Source organism: Ructibacterium gallinarum (genome assembly GCF_014982785.1).
Taxonomy (GTDB): domain Bacteria; phylum Bacillota; class Clostridia; order Monoglobales; family Monoglobaceae; genus Ructibacterium; species Ructibacterium gallinarum.
Genome location: NZ_JADCKB010000002.1, coordinates 134,147 through 149,814, shown reverse-complemented (window position 1 = coordinate 149,814; position 15,668 = coordinate 134,147). Strand labels below are relative to the sequence as shown.

Sequence of the window (15,668 nt, the reverse complement as noted above, 5' to 3'; positions counted from 1 at the left end):
GATTTTTATATGGAGTTAAATACAGCACAGATTATGGAGATTATTCCCCACCGGTATCCATTTTTGCTGGTGGATAAAATTATAGAATTTGAGGAAGGAAAACGGGCTGTGGGCATTAAGAATGTGACCATGAACGAGCCGTTTTTCCAGGGTCATTTTCCCGGGAGACCGATTATGCCGGGGGTGCTGATTTGTGAAGCGCTGGCTCAGGTGGGGGCCGTGGTGGTGCTCTCTGACCCGGCGCAGAAAGGGAAGCTGGCGGTGTTTACCGGTATTAACAACTTTAAGTTTAAACATCAGGTGGTACCGGGAGAGACGCTGCGTCTGGAGGTGGAAATGACCAAAATGCGCAGTGTGATGGGCAAAGCAGATGTTTGTGCCTATGTGGGCGATGAGGTAGCGGCAAAGGGCGAGATTTCCTTTGCTTTGGTAGACCGGTAAGCATAAAACCGCCGCGGATCAAGATGCTGTCCCGGCGGTTTTTCATGGAAAAGGGACGGACGCTTGTGCTGTGATGCACTTGCGTCCGTCCCTTTTTTTGCACCCAAACCCTGGGTGCAGGGATAATCTTTTTAGTTTGCAAGATAGTTATAGATCATAATGGCTGCATCGGCACGGGTCAGGGTTGCTTGCGGATTGAAACAGCCGTTTTCGTCACCGCCTACCATGCCGAAGCCTTTGGACAGAGCAACATAGCCGATCCGTCCCGGGGTAATTTGATCCTCGTCTGCAAAACCGGTGGTGAAAATACCGCTGAGCTTTGCAACGTTGTCATAGTTCAGGGCACGAATGATGAATACCAGGCCGTCTTCCCGGGTGGCAAGCGCTTCCGGGTCGATGGGGTCGTCAATGATACCATATCTCCGGGCGGTTTGCATGATGCTGCCGGCGGTGTCATAATAGGGGATATATCCCGTTTTCAGGCTGGAAACAAAGGCTAGAAGATCTTTTTGTGTAATGGCTTCATCCGGCCGGAAAGAGGTTTCCCCTTCCTTGAGCTGTAAAATACCAGATTCGATCAAGGTGTTGATCTGTTCCTGAGCATAATGGCCGTTAAGATCCTCCGGATAGACAACCGTGCTTTCTGACGGGTCATAAATATCGCCGGAATAGGTCAAAAGATCCCCGGTTTTTGCGCCGATATAGGTGGGCTTTTCCAGATCCAGCGTATATTTCAGCGCCATGGCCGGAATGGTTTCGGTGCCGTTTTGCGCCAGCGCGTAAGTGAGTTGCATTCCCACTTTTTCAATTAAGAGTTCCCCTGCCCGGTCTTCGCCCAGTACGCCGGCCGGATCTTCAAAGACAGTTTCTTTATCCCAGGTCTTGTAAAAGCTCTTGATCCGTCCGGTATTCTTGTCCACATTGATGGAAACATAATTTTGGTGATAGGGAATCTCGTTTTCATGCCGAACCAGTGCAACGGAATAGTCATAGGTCTGGGGTTCTTCTTCCTCTTCTTCCGTATTTTCAGAAATGGTTTTTATCTTTCCTGCGGTTTCCGGTGCATAAGCCTCTGCAAAGGCCAGCGCATTGGCGTTCGCCTCCTCCTGCGTAATTTTGGCAGGGTCGTCGTCATAACTGCCGTCATAGCTGAAATACTGCAAGAGTTCGCCGGTCATGGCGTCCATAACCACTTCAAACCGGTGTTCGTTCTCCTGATCTGCATTCTCCAGATACAGAAGGTGCGCCTGGTATTTGGAGTCTTTTGTGTCGTCTTCCCAGCTGACCAGATTGCGGTAGTTGCAGGAGACAAACTTTGCAGAATCAATGCCGGTGTTTTCCAAACTCTCTGCCTTGGCGCGCAGATCGGCTTCGCTCATAAGTCCTGCAACCTCGCCGATGTTTGCCAGTTCTTCCTCGGTGAGTGCCGCTTTGTCATTGGCAACTGCCGCTTCTTCTGCAGCCGCTCCGCCGCCGCCCGAAGCCGTACTGCCGTTTAAATAGCCATAGCGGAAGGGCGCAAATTCCTCGCCGGTTGCGGCGTTGATAGCAAAGGAACTGTCCTTTGGTCCATAGACCAATACTGCCTGATTTTCTTCATAACTGCGGTAGAACAGCTCCATGGGACTGTTTTTCAAAAAGATATTTGCGGCATCTTCTGCGGAAATCGCGATAGAGGGATCCGGAACACTTTCTGCGTAGATCCAATCAGAATACATAGCGGTCACTTCTCCGGTGCGGTTGTTGATGGAAATGTTGACCTGATTGCCGCAAAAGTCCAGGCCGTTTACCTGCCGGTGGAAGGTGACCCTGTCGGTGTCGCTTCTGACACTGCCCACCATGGGATATTCTGCGGCTTCATCGGGAAGCTCTGCCATCCAGCCGGGGTTTACGCCGGACAGCCAGTCTTTTGCAATCTGCAAAAGGGCGTCACCGGTGTAGTTGGCAAAGGCCATTTCGCTGTCGTTCCATTGGTTGTGGCTATAGGAAACCACATCCCCGCGGCTGTTGATGGTGATGTCCATGGATTTGGTAACCTGATATTCCTCAGGTTTGGTGGACCAGGTCAGATGAAATTCCTGATTGCCCAGTTCATCGGTAAAAATATTGCTTTCAAATTCGGTGTATTCTGCCGGAACCTCAATTTTACTTTTGGCGGAAAGAATCGCCTGTTCCAGTGCGGCGTCGTCTGCCGCAAATCCCAAAGACGGAACCAGCGAAACCAACATCAGTGCCGCCGTTATACCTGCTAACCATTTTTTCATTTTTCATTTCCCTCCTTTAATATGGTTGACGGGCAGTGCGGAAAAAAGGATTTTCCACACCGCCATTTTATTTTTTTCTGACTTAAGTGTCCATACGGGCGACTACTTCGCCCAAAAGATAGGCTGAGTAGGTCGTGCCGCTGTCATATACGGTAAGCTTAGTCAAAAGCAGATTATGTAACAGCCCTGTCATTTGTCCCAGGGTCAGCGGCTCTTCTTTTTGCTCTGCCGTAAGGTGATAGCTTCCGTCCGTATCATAGCGGTTTTGGAGAAGGCCCAGGTTTTCTGCTACGGTCCAGTAGGCATTGGCAAAGCCCTGCCGGTGCAATCGGGCAAGCTCTCCGGCGCCGCCGGTATACCAGTCAAGAAGCCGGACGGTAAAGATCACCGCCTCCTCTTCTGTGACAGTTTGGTCAAGGCCGGCAAAGCGAAGATAAGGATCTTCTTCATAACTGCCGCTTAGCATGTGGTAAACCGCCGCGGCGTTAACCGCAAGGGAACAGTCCTGGGTTCCGTCTTCAATATCGGTAAAGACAAAACCTGAGCCACTTTCAAGCACCGATTGGTCTGGGTAAGGAATAATGCCATAGACACATTGACACAGTGCGGTTAAAAGCTGACGCCGGGTGATTGGCATATCAAAATCCGGCGCAGTATCTTTTGAAAGCACGCCCCAGCTCTGCAATTGGGAAAAGGGTTCTGCCATGGGGGTTTCCTCAGCAAAGACCGGAATAAAAAAGATACAGACTGCCAGAAAAAGAGGTAAAATTCGTTTCATAGACACACCTCCGTTCATAAAAGGGGTGCGCAGGGGCATTTTTTGCCCCTGCTCTATTAAATTGGAAACAGGAAGGCAATATACGGGGAAAAGGGAGTAAAAAACAAAATATATAAAACCGTCCTGTTTCAGTTAAGCAGAATTTCTGCTTATTTGATTAGACGTCCTGCGTTTAAAAAAGTTCCAGATTTTTCTTAAAATTTTTTATACCGTGCTGAAGAATTGTAAAGAGCATACCTTCACGCAGGCCAGAGGACGAAAGGGAGAGTGCCGGTGGGGAAAGCTGGCGCAGCAGTGTCAGACAGGGAAGAATCCCAAAGCAGACCGTTTCCGACCGGCCCGGTTCAATGCCAGCATGAATCCGCTCTGCGGGGGACATATCGGCCAGCTTTTGATACAGCAGTTCTGCCCGGGCCGGGGATAGGGAAGCGCCGCCCAGCTCTGTTTGCGCGCCGGTAAAATATTGTTCTGCTGTCCAGAGACAGCAGACGCTGCCGCCAATACCAATCAGTGGTTTTTTTGCGGCGCGGTCTAAAAAGGGAACCTGCAAAAGTCCTTGCCGAACGGTTTCCTCTGCTTTTTTCAGGGTATTTGCCTGTTCATACAGGCTGGCGGCGCCAAGGGGCAGGCTGATTTTTTCCTGCAAGGTGCGGTTTTCAAACAGTATCAGTTCAGTACTTCCGCCGCCGGTATCCACAATTAGGCCGTTTTCTATTTCTGGTAGGGTCTGCATGATTCCCAAAAAATCCAGCTCTGCTTCTTTTTGGCCGCTGATGATATGGAGCTGGATCCCGGTTTCTGCAAGGACCCTGTCGCAGAATTCTCTGCCATTTGCGGCGCTGCGGACTGCCGCTGTTGCCGCCGCCAGTATGACGGCATTTTGTTCCTTGGCCTCTGTTGCAAAGGCGCGGAGCGCTTGCAAGGTTCTTTCCATAGGGCGCTCTTTCAGCCGCATATCTTCCTCCATTCCCTGTCGAAGCCTGGTCATTTCCCGCCGTTTTAAAAGCGTTGTTGCGGTATTGCCGTTTATTTCCGCAATGGTCATTCTGGCAGAGTTAGAGCCTAAGTCAATCAATGCAAAACGCATATTTTTCCTCCTTTATGATGCAAAAGGGGTGCGGAAGCCGTCTGCTTCCGCACCCCGAAGTTTTTTAAATATTGACAGAATAGTTGGGGGATTCTTTGATAATCTGCACATCGTGGGGATGGCTTTCCTTGAGTCCCGCACCAGTAATGCGGATAAACTTTCCGTTCTCTTTCAGGAGGGGAATATTTCTGGTGCCGCAGTAGCCCATACCAGCCCGCAGACCGCCCAGCAGCTGGAAAATGGTTTCAGAAACCGCACCCTTATATGGTACACGGCCTTCGACGCCTTCGGGAACCAGTTTTTTGGCGCCTTCCTGGAAATAGCGGTCACGGCTGCCGTTGTTCATGGCGCCAAGGGAGCCCATGCCGCGGTAAACCTTGAATTGCCGTCCCTGATAAATTTCCATATCGCCGGGGCTCTCTTCACAGCCGGCAAAGATGCTGCCCATCATGATCACGTCTGCACCGGCGGCAATAGCCTTAACCAGATCGCCGGAGAACTTGATACCACCGTCTGCAATTACCGGGATGCCGTATTTCATGGCCACTTCTGCCACATCGCAGATGGCTGTAATCTGAGGTACGCCAATACCTGCAACCACACGGGTGGTACAAATGGAGCCAGGGCCGATACCTACTTTGACTGCGTCTGCACCGGCTTTGATCAGAAATTCAGCAGCTTCGGCAGTGGCGATATTGCCGGCAATAACCTGAAGCTCCGGAAAAGCATCCTTAAGACTCCGCAGGCAAGAAGCAATGTTTTGGGAATGGCCGTGAGCCGAGTCCAAAACCACAGCGTCTACCTTGGCGGCTACTAGTTTTTCTGCACGTTCTAACACATCTGCCGTTACGCCCAAAGCGGCGCCCACCAGCAGTCTGCCGTTTTCGTCACGGGCGGAGTTGGGGTATTGAATGGCCTTTTCAATATCCTTAATGGTGATCAGGCCTTTTAAGCAATCGTTCTGGTCAACAATGGGAAGCTTTTCAATCTTGTTTCTGCGAAGGATCTCCTTTGCGTCCTCTAAAGTGGTGCCAACCGGGGCAGTGATTAGGTTTTCCTTGGTCATGCATTCCCGGATTTTTTTATTATAATCCGTTTCAAACTTCAAGTCACGGTTGGTAAGGATTCCTACCAGTTTTTCCCCTTCGGTGATGGGCACACCGGAAATTTTATATTTTGCCATCAGCGCTTCTGCGTCGTTTAAGGTGTGTTCAGGAGACAGGGAGAATGGATCAACAATAACGCCGTGCTCACTGCGCTTTACCTTGTCCACCTCTGCTGCCTGCTCCTCAATGGTCATATTTTTGTGAATAATACCAATACCGCCCTCTCTTGCCACAGCAATGGCCATATTGGATTCTGTTACGGTGTCCATGGCAGCGCTCATCATAGGGATATTCAGCTGAATTTTATTGGTAAGACGGGTGGAAAGATCCACATCTCTCGGCAAAAAGTTGGATTCCTGGGGTACCAGCAGGACGTCGTCAAAGGTAAGACCTTCTTTCGTAAATTTTTCAGTAAACAAGTTGATCCGCATCCTTTCTTTATTTTTTAAGACAGTATGCATACTGTCTTTTGTTCGGTAAAAATTTCAATAAGGGCTAAAAGCCCATCATTTGGCATTTCCAGTGGTAGAGTAATTCTTGCTAAAAAATGAAGTGGTACCCGCCGTCTGCAGGGGAGGGAGACATCTTCATTTGGTTATAAAAACCGCTGTCCCAAAAAAGACAACCTGGACAGCGCAAGCAACAAAAAATCCCTTGTTTCCCTTTATTTTAACACATAAACAAGAGTGTCGTCAACCATTATTTTTCACCAGAGGCGAAAGAAAAAGAGCGAGAGTTTGGGTATTTAGACCAAAAAGGAAGTTTTTCTTGTGAAACCTGTGTCTTTTGTGTTATGCTAAAAAAGAAAAGTTTTTATCACAATTAAGAAAGCTGAGGCGTGTTATAGGTGAAAGGAGCTGATAGAAAGATGAATCATTCAGTGCGGCCGGCTGATGATGCCATCGAAAAAACAGTAGACCAATATGCGGATATGCTGTTTCGTTTATGCTTTACTATTTTGGGCAGCAGCGCAGATGCGGAGGATGCGGTATCGGATACCTTTCTGCGGTATTTGACCAAAGCGCCGGAATTTCATAGTCCCGATCACGAAAAAGCATGGCTGATTCGTGTGGCGGTGAACATCAGCAAGGATATGCTCCGGGCCCGCAAGCGCCACGGCTGTATTTGTCTGGATGAAATCAGCCAATACGTTCAAACCCCGGAAGAAAGCACCATATTAGAGGAGGTATTGCTTCTGCCGGAAAAGTATAAGACGGTGCTGTATCTTTTTTACATAGAAGGTTACCAGACCGGGGAGATTGGCAGAATGCTGGCCATTTCTCCGGCGGCGGTAAGGAAACGCCTGCAATACGGGCGGGAAATGCTGAGAATGCAATATGGAAAGGATGGGTCAAAATGAAAGAAAAAGAACTGAAACAAGCAATCAGCCGCATAACCCTTTCTCCTGAAGCAAAGGAGAGAATGATGGATAGGTTAAAAAATCAAAAAGAGGAGAAATATGTGATGAAAACAAAGAAAAAAATGGTACTGGCCGTGGCGGCGGCTGTGATGATCCTTGGAGCGTCTGCCTTTGCGGCAGGGGGCATGATTACCGGCTGGTATGGATCTTCCAGGTCAATTCCAGACTATACCTCTCTTCCGACCCAAGAGGAATGCGTAAAGGATGTGGGTTTTACCCCAATTTTAAAAGAAGACTTTGCAAACGGCTATGCCTTTGACAACGGAAGCATAGTGAAAAACAATCTGACGGACGACAGCGGCAGTGTGGTGGAAAAGTTTAAGTCTCTGGTTTTCCGTTACAGCAAGGATGGGGATATGGTAGAGCTGTCCCAGGAGCAGTATGAATCCCAAATGCCCCAAAACGGTACGGCTTTTGATGAAAAAAATGGCGTGACCATTTATTTGACAGAATATACCAATAAAATGGTGCCGCCCAATTATGAGATGACCGAGGAAGACAGACAAGCCGAGGAAAGCGGCGCATTGGTGTTTAGCTGGGGCAGTGACCAAGTGGAGATTAAGCAGGTGCGCGGGGTGAACTGGGAAAAAGACGGAACCCATTTTGGCCTGCTTCAAATCGACGGGGATCTGTCGGCGCAGGAGCTTGCGGATATGGCAAAAGAACTGATATAGAAGAAAAAGGGAAGTCTATTTCCGCCGAATGGGCATAGAATAGAAGGGAAATACTTAAAAACCGCCGCAAATGCAAACAAAGCATTTGCGGCGGTTTGCGTTTCATATGAAACAAGATTTATTCGGCAGTAATGGTTTCCCGGCCGTTCATATACGGGCGCAGAACTTCCGGTATGGTAATGGTGCCGTCTGCGTTCTGATAGTTTTCTAAGATTGCGGCGGTGGTTCTGCCAATGGCCACGCCGGAGCCGTTTAAGGTGTGCACCAGCTGTGCCTTGTCCTTGGGATTGTTTTTATAGCGAATATTGGCGCGCCGTGCCTGGAAATCCTCAAAGTTACTGCAGGAGGAAATTTCCACATAGCGGCCATAGCTGGGCATCCAGACCTCGATATCGTATTTCATGGCGGCAGTAAAGCCCAGATCCCCAATACAGATCTTTACCACCCGGTAGGGAAGCTTTAACAGTTTTAATACGTCTTCTGCATCGGCGGTCAGTTTCTCCAGTTCTTCATAAGAATTTTCGGGCTTGGTAAATTTCACCAGCTCCACCTTGTTAAACTGGTGCTGGCGGATCAGCCCCCGGGTATCTCTGCCGGCGCTTCCGGCCTCTGCCCGGAAACAGGCGGTATAGGCGCAGTATTTAATAGGAAGCTTGTTGCCGTCTAAGATTTCATCCCGGTGCATGTTGGTGACCGGAACCTCTGCGGTGGGAACCAGGAAATACTCTGTCCCGGCTACCTTAAAGGCGTCCTCTTCAAATTTGGGCAGCTGGCCGGTGCCGATCATGCTGTTTCTGTGCACCATAAACGGCGGAAAAATTTCCTTGTAGCCATGCTTTTGGGTATGGGTGTCCAGAAAGAAATTCATGATGGCACGCTCAAGCTGCGCGCCGGCGCCGCGGTAGACGGTGAATCGAGTACCCGTGATTTTTGCGGCGGTTTCCGGATCCAGGATGCCAAGATCCGCACCAAGATCCCAGTGTGCCTTGGGTTCAAAATCAAATTCCGTTGGGGTAAGGTATCTGCGGATTTCCACATTATCCTCATCGGTGTCGCCGTCGGGTACGGTGGGGTTTGGCAGATTAGGAATGGTATAGGAAATAGCGGTAATTTTTTCGTCCAGTTCTCGGATTTTATCATCGCAAGTCTTAATTTCATCGGAAAGCTGTTTCATCTCCGCAAAGACAGCGGTGGTATCCTCCCCTGCCTTTTTCATGGCAGGAATTTTTTTGGAAACGGCGTTTTGCTGGGCTTTTTTCTGCTCCGCCTCATACATAACTTCCCGTTTTTCCTTGTCCAGAGCAAGAAGACCTTCAATGTCCACCTTTTCCTTTCTGCGTGCCAGTGCGGCAATGACCTTTTCCGGTTCGGTTCTAAGTAATTTCATATCAATCATAGTTTTATCCTCTCTTCCTTTTTTCGGTTCTGTTTATTCCTGGGGCGTATTATCAGCAGGCTGTGCCGCTGCGGCAATTAAGCCGTCCAGTAGCTCAAAATGGATTTTTTCTTCATCAGATAAGGATTCCCGTTGAATTTCGCTGAGTTTTGCAGCAGCTTCTTCCATTTTTCCTTGCTGATAGTATTCCCAGCCCTGCGTCATTGCAGTATAAAAGGAAAGGCTTGCCTTGGCTTCCGCGGAAGCTTGTTCCAGTTCCTCCTTTTCCTTTTGCAGCCGATAATTTTCATCTTTCAGGTTTACAATTTCGTTTTGAATGCTCATATTGGTTTCCTGTTGCTGATTAATCTGGTTTTCAAACTGCTGTTCCCGGTTGTCTGCCATGGCGGCTATAATAATAATGATTACCACCGCTAAAATCATAATCACTGCATAGGTGGTAAGATTTTTAAATTTCTTTTTCTCGTCGGGCAAAAGAGTCCACTCCTTTTTGCTTTTTAAGCGTATATTTATTCGTAATTTACAACCAAAACAACGACAAAACAATAATATGTATTATAAGCTTCAAAATTGCCTCTTAAATCCTCATTTGTATTTTAAGGTCAAATGTTATTGCTATATATTAAAATGAGGAAAATAAACAGCATTTTTTAATGGCAAAATTTGTAAATTTAACTGCGCAGCTCAAAAAGAATGCGTTCTAAATCCTCTTTGCTGTAGTATTCAATCTCGATTTTCCCTTTTTTGTTTCCTTCCTGAATTTTTACTTTGGTACCCAGGCGGGAGGAGAGAGAATTTTCTACATCTTCATAATACTTGCGCATCAGAGGATTTTCGACTTTTTTCGGCTTCACTGGCTTCTCTTTGCCAAGAGAAGCCACCAGGGCTTCTACCTGCCGTACATTGAGGCCTTCTTTGAGAATGCGCTCCGCCAGCGTTTGCTGAAGCTGGGGATCTTCTACTGGCAAAAGGGTGCGGGCGTGGCCTTGGCTCAGCCTGCCGTCAATCACCATTTCCTTAACCGGCTGGCTCAGATTGTTCAGCCGCAGGGCATTGGCAACAGCGCTTCGGCTTTTTCCTACTCGTTGACCAATTTCTTCCTGGGTCAGCTGGAAAGTATCCATGAGTTTTTGATAACCTTCTGCTTCCTCTATGGGATTTAAGTCTTCTCTCTGGAGATTTTCTACCAGGGCAAGCTCCATGACCTTTTGTTCTTCAAATTCCCGAATAATACAGGGCATTTCTTTTAATCCGGCCATTTTGGCGGCTCGCCAGCGGCGTTCTCCGGCCACAATGCGGTAGGTGCCGCTGTTGGTTGGGGTAACCAGAATGGGCTGTACCACCCCGTGTTCCCGGATGGATTCGCTGAGGGCTTCCAGCTTGTCCGGATCAAAATGCTTTCTGGGCTGTCCTTTGTTGGGTTCAATATCAATAATTTTTAGTGTAACCACCTGCTTTCCATCTGCGGCGGGCGCACCAATTTTCTCAATTTCATGAATAATATCAAGTTCAGATTCCGGCTCTGCGCCGGAGGTATCCATAAACAAAGCGCCAAGGCCCTTTCCCAGGCCTTTTTTTTGTTTTTTATTCTCTGGCATAGCTTCACTTCCTATTCTGCGGTATCTTTTATGGGGATTTCCCTATGTATTCATTTTAATGACCTCTCCGGCCAATTTTTGGTAGCATTTTGCGCCCTTAGAGCGTTTGTCAAAGGCCAGAACGGGCTGACCGTAGCTTGGCGCTTCGGAAAGGCGGACATTTCGCGGAATTACCGTTTTATAAACGGTAGCCCCAAAATATTTCCGTACTTCCTCCACTACCTGTACTGCAAGCCGGGTACGGGCGTCAAACATGGTCAAAAGAACCCCTTCGATTTTCAAATCTTTGTTTAGACCCTGCTTGACCATTTTGATGGTACGGGTTAGTTGGCTGAGCCCCTCTAAGGCGTAGTATTCGCACTGAATGGGGATCAGTACACTGTCTGCCGCACCAAAGGCGTTAAGGGTGAGCAGGCCCAGGGAGGGAGGGCAGTCAATGATAATAAAATCATAGTTCTCACGAATGGGAGAAACGGCGTTTTTCAGCTGATATTCCCGGTTTTTCTGTTCCACCAGCTCCAGTTCAGCCCCTGCCAGACTGATATTGCCAGGACACAGCCAAAGATTTTTATAATCTGTTTTTACAATAGCGTCCTGCATGGGAACTTCGTTGACCAGACAGTCATAGGTAGAGTTTTCCGCCTGATTTCCGTCTATACCCAATCCGCTTGAGGTATTTCCCTGGGGGTCACTGTCAATCAGCAAAACCTTCTTCCCCTTTTCTCCTAAACTTGCGCTTAAATTGATGGCGGTGGTGGTTTTTCCCACGCCGCCTTTTTGATTTGCAATGGCAATAATTTTTCCCATAATCTCCTCCAAACAGGATACATCTTTTGTGTCAAGTTCTATTATAGCACAGAATAAAAAAAATACAAGAAAAAACCGTCGTTTTGAGAAAATATTTTTATGTTTCACGTGAAACATAAAAAAAGTGGATGGTTTCATAAGAACCATCCACTCAGCGTGTCGATAAAGTATCGACACGCTGGCAGATGCCGAAAAAGGAAGTTAGATTTTCCGCAATCGCTTTCGTCGGCGTACAAAGGTACGGTAGAGAGCGATTGCGGGAAAAGCAAGCAATGACGCCGGTTTCTCGATGAATCCGGCGTCATTTTATACGAAAACATAAAGTTTATGAAAAGGAAGCGCGTTTTGTTTTTATTGTCTCGCTTGCGGTATAACGACTTTTTCGACAGTCTGAGTGGATGGTTTCATAAGAACCATCCACTCTCAAATGTCAAAGAAGCCGTTTCAATCGAAGCAATCCTCCTGCTAAGCTGACTTAAAACAGGTCTTGCGGCAAATTAAAACCCCCGCCTAAGAGGCGGGGGCATCTGCGCTTAGGTTATGCCGGGTCGGCAACCACATTTTTGATCCATTTTTTGCTCCGGAATCGCAAAACCGAAACAATAATCTTCATAACCTCTTCACAGCACATCATAGCATAAGTTACTACCAGCGGCAGATGCAGAACCAGTCCGCCCAGCACCACCATGGGAACGCCTACCAGCCAAACACAGCCAACATCAATCAAAAAGGCGCTTCTGGTGTCCCCGCCATTGCGGAACACACCAACTATAAACAAAAAGGTCAAAGATTTGATGTTCATCATCACTGCCATGACAATCATTAGCTGCATGGCCTGGTCATGTACTTGAGCAGAAACTTGATACGGCAGTAAGATAATAGGCCGAATCAAAACAAATATAACCGAAAGGACCAGGGCAGTCATCAGGGACAAAAATGCCAGCTTTTTGGCATAGACATAAGCCTGATTGTATTTCTTTGCGCCTACCGCCTTTCCGATAAACACGCCGCCGGCATTGCCGCCGCCGTGGAAAAAAACCAGCATCAGCCGCTCTATGTTCTGTACAATGGTAATGACCACAATGGCCTCGGTACTGATCCGGGCAAACACCCAGGAATACATGGTAACGCCAATGGCCCAAGCCATTTCATTAAACACCACCGGCGCCGAGGTCTTTGCAAACCGGATCCATAAATCCTTTGGAATGGTGAACAATTCTTTGGGACCCGCCGCCTGTATCATTTTCTTTCCGTAGACCACCGAGAGCATCACTGCCAGCTCGGAAAAACGTGCAATGACGGTTGCAATGGCGGCACCTTCTACGCCCAGCGCCGGTGCGCCCAAATGCCCAAATATCAGCACCCAGTTTAGACAGACATTGACGACCAGGCCCACTGCCCGAACCAAAAACGGAAGTCCTGCCCGTTCACTGCAGCATACGCTCATGTCAAAAGCGGTGGTAATGGCGGTGGCCAGATAACCAATGCATACAATGCGGAGATAACCTACGCCTTCCGCAATCACAGCCGGTTCTGCCTTAAAGGCCTCAAAAATCTGAACCGGAAAAATAGACGCCGCCAGTACAAACAGACAAGAGAGGAGGAAAGAGAGGAGGAGGTTAAGTCCCAAAATCTTCCGCATTCCCTTCACATCCTGCGTTCCCCAGAACTGGGAAGCAAAAACGCCTGCGCCGCAGCTCATGCCGAACAAAAACACGGTATACAAAAAGTACACCTGGTTTCCAATGCCCACAGCGGCAATGGAGGTCTCTCCCAGCTGCCCCACCATAATGGTGTCAACCAAATTGACCAGGGAAGAAATCAGCTCCTTCAGCGCCATGGGTATCATCAGTATAAAAAATTTCTTATAAAACGACCGCATAACTCCTTTATAACCTTTCAAATATACGATATTTAATAATTATTTATTATCTAAACCTTTCATGGTAAGACTGATCCGTTTCTTTTTGGGATCGGCTTCCAGCACCATGACTTTGACAATATCGCCAATGGATACCACGTCCATGGGGTGCTTGACGTATTTGTCAGACAGCTGGGAAATGTGCACCAATCCGTCCTGATGAACGCCAATGTCCACAAAGGCGCCAAAATCAATGACGTTGCGGACGGTGCCGGTCAAAATCATACCTTCTTTAAGATCCTCAATCTGCATGACATCACTGCGCAGAATGGGCTGTTCAATCTCGTCCCTGGGGTCACGGCCGGGTTTGTTCAGCTCCTGAATAATATCCCGCAAGGTAGGTTCGCCTACAGAGAGTTCCTGTGCCAGTGCGGCAATCCCCTGTTTTTCGGCATTTTTCTCCAAATCTGCCAAATGGTGTTCTTTTACGTCCTCAATAGAATACCCCAGCTTTTGAAGCAAAGCCTTGGCGGCCGGATAGCTTTCCGGGTGAACAGAGGTGTTATCCAGCACATTTTTACCGTCTTTGATCCGCAGGAACCCGGCGCACTGCTCAAAGGCCTTGGGACCCAGCTTGGGGACTTTTTTCAGCTGTGCCCGGTCGGTAAATACCCCGGTTTCCTCACGATAGGCCACAATGTTTTTGGCAATCGCAGCGGAAATGCCGGAAATCCGGTTCAGCAGAGGGGCAGAGGCGGTGTTGAGGTCTACGCCCACGCTGTTGACAGCGTCTTCCACCACGCCGCCCAAAGCTTCGCCCAGACGTTTCTGGTTCATGTCATGCTGATATTGACCAACGCCAATGGCTTTGGGTTCGATTTTGACCAGTTCGGCCAGCGGATCCTGTACCCGGCGGGCAATGGAGATTGCACTCCGGCGGGTTACGTCAAAATCCGGAAATTCCTCTGCACCCAGCTTGGAAGCAGAATAGACCGATGCCCCTGCCTCGTTGGTAATCAAATACCGCACCTTGGTGCCGGGCATAGATTTGAGCAGTTCTGCCGCAAACATCTCGGTTTCCTTGGAGGCGGTTCCGTTACCGATAGAAAGTAAATCTACGTCATATTTTTTGATTAAATCTTTAATGTAGGTTTCCGCCGCCTGTTTCTGTTCTTTGGAATGGGTGACATAGATCACGCCGGTATCCAGTACCTTTCCGGTGCCGTCCACTACGGCCACCTTACAGCCGGTACGGTAACCGGGATCCAGGCCGATGACCACCTTGTTGTGAATGGGCGGCTGCATCAGCAGGTTTTTCAGATTGACCTTAAAGACTTTGATGGCCTGTTCCTGGGCGGTTTCGGTCAGTTCGTTCCGGATTTCCCGCTCAATGGAGGGGGCAATCAGCCGGGAATAAGCGTCTTCTGCCGCAGCTTCTACCAGCGGCGTAGAGGGAGCAGAGTTTTTGGCCAGTTCTTTCTTTTTTATATAGGAAAGAATCCGTTCTGTGTCCGGCAGAATAGACACGGTCAAAAATTTTTCCTTTTCGCCCCGGTCAATGGCAAGGGTGCGGTGGGGGGCGATTTTTATGCAAGGCTCAGAAAAGTCGTAATACATCCGGTATACACTGTCCTCATCCCCTGCGGCCTTGACCGTTACCGTGCCGGTTTTAAAGGTCAATTCCCGGATCCGTTTGCGGTGGTCGGCATTGTCTGAAATTTGTTCCGCAATAATGTCCATGGCGCCCGCAATGGCGTCGCTTGCCGATTCCACCTCTTTTTCCGGATTTACAAAGGCTTCTGCCGCCGTTTCCGGGTCAAAGTCCGGCTCCTGGGCATAAATCTGCTGTGCCAGAGGTTCCAGTCCCTTTGCCTTTGCCACGGTTGCCCGGGTTTTCCGCTTGGGGCGGTAGGGGCGGTAGATGTCCTCCAGCTCGTTTAGGACGGTACAGGCGTCAATGGCGGCGGCAAGTTCTTCGGTCAGTTTGCCCTGCTCGCCGATCAGCCGTTTAATATCTTCTTTTCGCTCCGCCATACTGCGGAGGTAGTTCAGCCGTTCTTCCAGATTGCGCAGAACCTCATCATTTAATTCTCCGGTGGCCTCCTTGCGGTACCGGGAGATAAAGGGAATGGTGTTTCCCTCGTCAAGCAGAGCAATGGTATGCTCCACCTGCCAGTTCTTAAGCCCTAGCTCTGCGGCCAGCTGCTGTGCGATTTCCATAGGTTTCTCCTTTCGT

General features: G+C 48.7%; 13 protein-coding genes. 3 read left to right on the top strand and 10 right to left on the bottom strand.

Annotated features, from left to right (window positions below; translation table 11 throughout):
* Positions 1-9: 9 nt before the first annotated feature.
* Positions 10-441: a 3-hydroxyacyl-ACP dehydratase FabZ gene (fabZ, locus tag INF28_RS01885; protein WP_226391781.1), complete on the top strand. Its 432-nt coding sequence runs from the start codon at positions 10-12 to the stop codon at positions 439-441.
* Positions 442-572: 131 nt separating this feature from the next.
* Here the strand turns inward: fabZ and INF28_RS01880 are convergent, their stop codons facing one another.
* The 4 genes from INF28_RS01880 to guaB form a co-directional block, all read right to left on the bottom strand.
* Positions 573-2,705, bottom strand: coding sequence for an S-layer homology domain-containing protein (locus INF28_RS01880; RefSeq protein ID WP_226391780.1), 2,133 nt, complete (start codon positions 2,703-2,705; stop codon positions 573-575).
* Between the two features lie 82 nt (positions 2,706-2,787).
* Positions 2,788-3,483: a hypothetical protein gene (locus tag INF28_RS01875; RefSeq protein WP_226391779.1), complete on the bottom strand. Its 696-nt coding sequence runs from the start codon at positions 3,481-3,483 to the stop codon at positions 2,788-2,790.
* Between the two features lie 172 nt (positions 3,484-3,655).
* A complete protein-coding gene (locus INF28_RS01870; RefSeq protein WP_226391778.1) occupies positions 3,656-4,570 on the bottom strand; it encodes a Ppx/GppA phosphatase family protein in 915 nt (304 codons plus the stop codon).
* A 64-nt stretch (positions 4,571-4,634) separates the two neighbouring features.
* Positions 4,635-6,107 (bottom strand): IMP dehydrogenase, encoded by a 1,473-nt coding sequence (guaB, locus tag INF28_RS01865; RefSeq protein ID WP_226391777.1) that lies wholly within the window; start codon positions 6,105-6,107, stop codon positions 4,635-4,637.
* A 437-nt stretch (positions 6,108-6,544) separates the two neighbouring features.
* Between guaB and INF28_RS01860 the strand changes: the two genes are divergently transcribed.
* Together INF28_RS01860 and INF28_RS01855 are read left to right on the top strand one after the other, a co-directional pair.
* The gene (locus INF28_RS01860; protein WP_226391776.1) at positions 6,545-7,036 is read left to right on the top strand and encodes an RNA polymerase sigma factor; all 492 of its coding nucleotides are present in this window, start codon (positions 6,545-6,547) and stop codon (positions 7,034-7,036) included.
* Entirely contained in the window at positions 7,033-7,770 is a 738-nt protein-coding gene (locus tag INF28_RS01855; RefSeq protein ID WP_226391775.1) for a hypothetical protein, read from the top strand. The genes INF28_RS01860 and INF28_RS01855 overlap by 4 nt, the downstream gene beginning before the upstream one ends.
* Before the next feature lie 118 nt (positions 7,771-7,888).
* Here INF28_RS01855 and serS read toward each other — a convergent pair whose 3' ends face one another.
* The 6 genes from serS to INF28_RS01825 form a co-directional block, all read right to left on the bottom strand.
* Positions 7,889-9,166: a serine--tRNA ligase gene (gene serS, locus INF28_RS01850; protein ID WP_226391774.1), complete on the bottom strand. Its 1,278-nt coding sequence runs from the start codon at positions 9,164-9,166 to the stop codon at positions 7,889-7,891.
* A 33-nt stretch (positions 9,167-9,199) separates the two neighbouring features.
* The gene (locus tag INF28_RS01845) at positions 9,200-9,640 is read right to left on the bottom strand and encodes a hypothetical protein (RefSeq protein WP_226391773.1); all 441 of its coding nucleotides are present in this window, start codon (positions 9,638-9,640) and stop codon (positions 9,200-9,202) included.
* Positions 9,641-9,837: 197 nt separating this feature from the next.
* Positions 9,838-10,764, bottom strand: a complete 927-nt coding sequence (locus INF28_RS01840; protein ID WP_226391772.1) for a ParB/RepB/Spo0J family partition protein — start codon at positions 10,762-10,764, stop codon at positions 9,838-9,840.
* A gap of 42 nt (positions 10,765-10,806) precedes the next feature.
* Entirely contained in the window at positions 10,807-11,571 is a 765-nt protein-coding gene (locus INF28_RS01835; protein ID WP_226391771.1) for a ParA family protein, read from the bottom strand.
* Positions 11,572-12,109: 538 nt separating this feature from the next.
* Complete coding sequence (locus INF28_RS01830; RefSeq protein WP_226391770.1) at positions 12,110-13,453, bottom strand: MATE family efflux transporter; 1,344 nt, start codon at positions 13,451-13,453, stop codon at positions 12,110-12,112.
* Positions 13,454-13,492: 39 nt separating this feature from the next.
* The gene (locus tag INF28_RS01825; protein ID WP_226391769.1) at positions 13,493-15,652 is read right to left on the bottom strand and encodes a Tex family protein; all 2,160 of its coding nucleotides are present in this window, start codon (positions 15,650-15,652) and stop codon (positions 13,493-13,495) included.
* Positions 15,653-15,668: the final 16 nt, after the last annotated feature.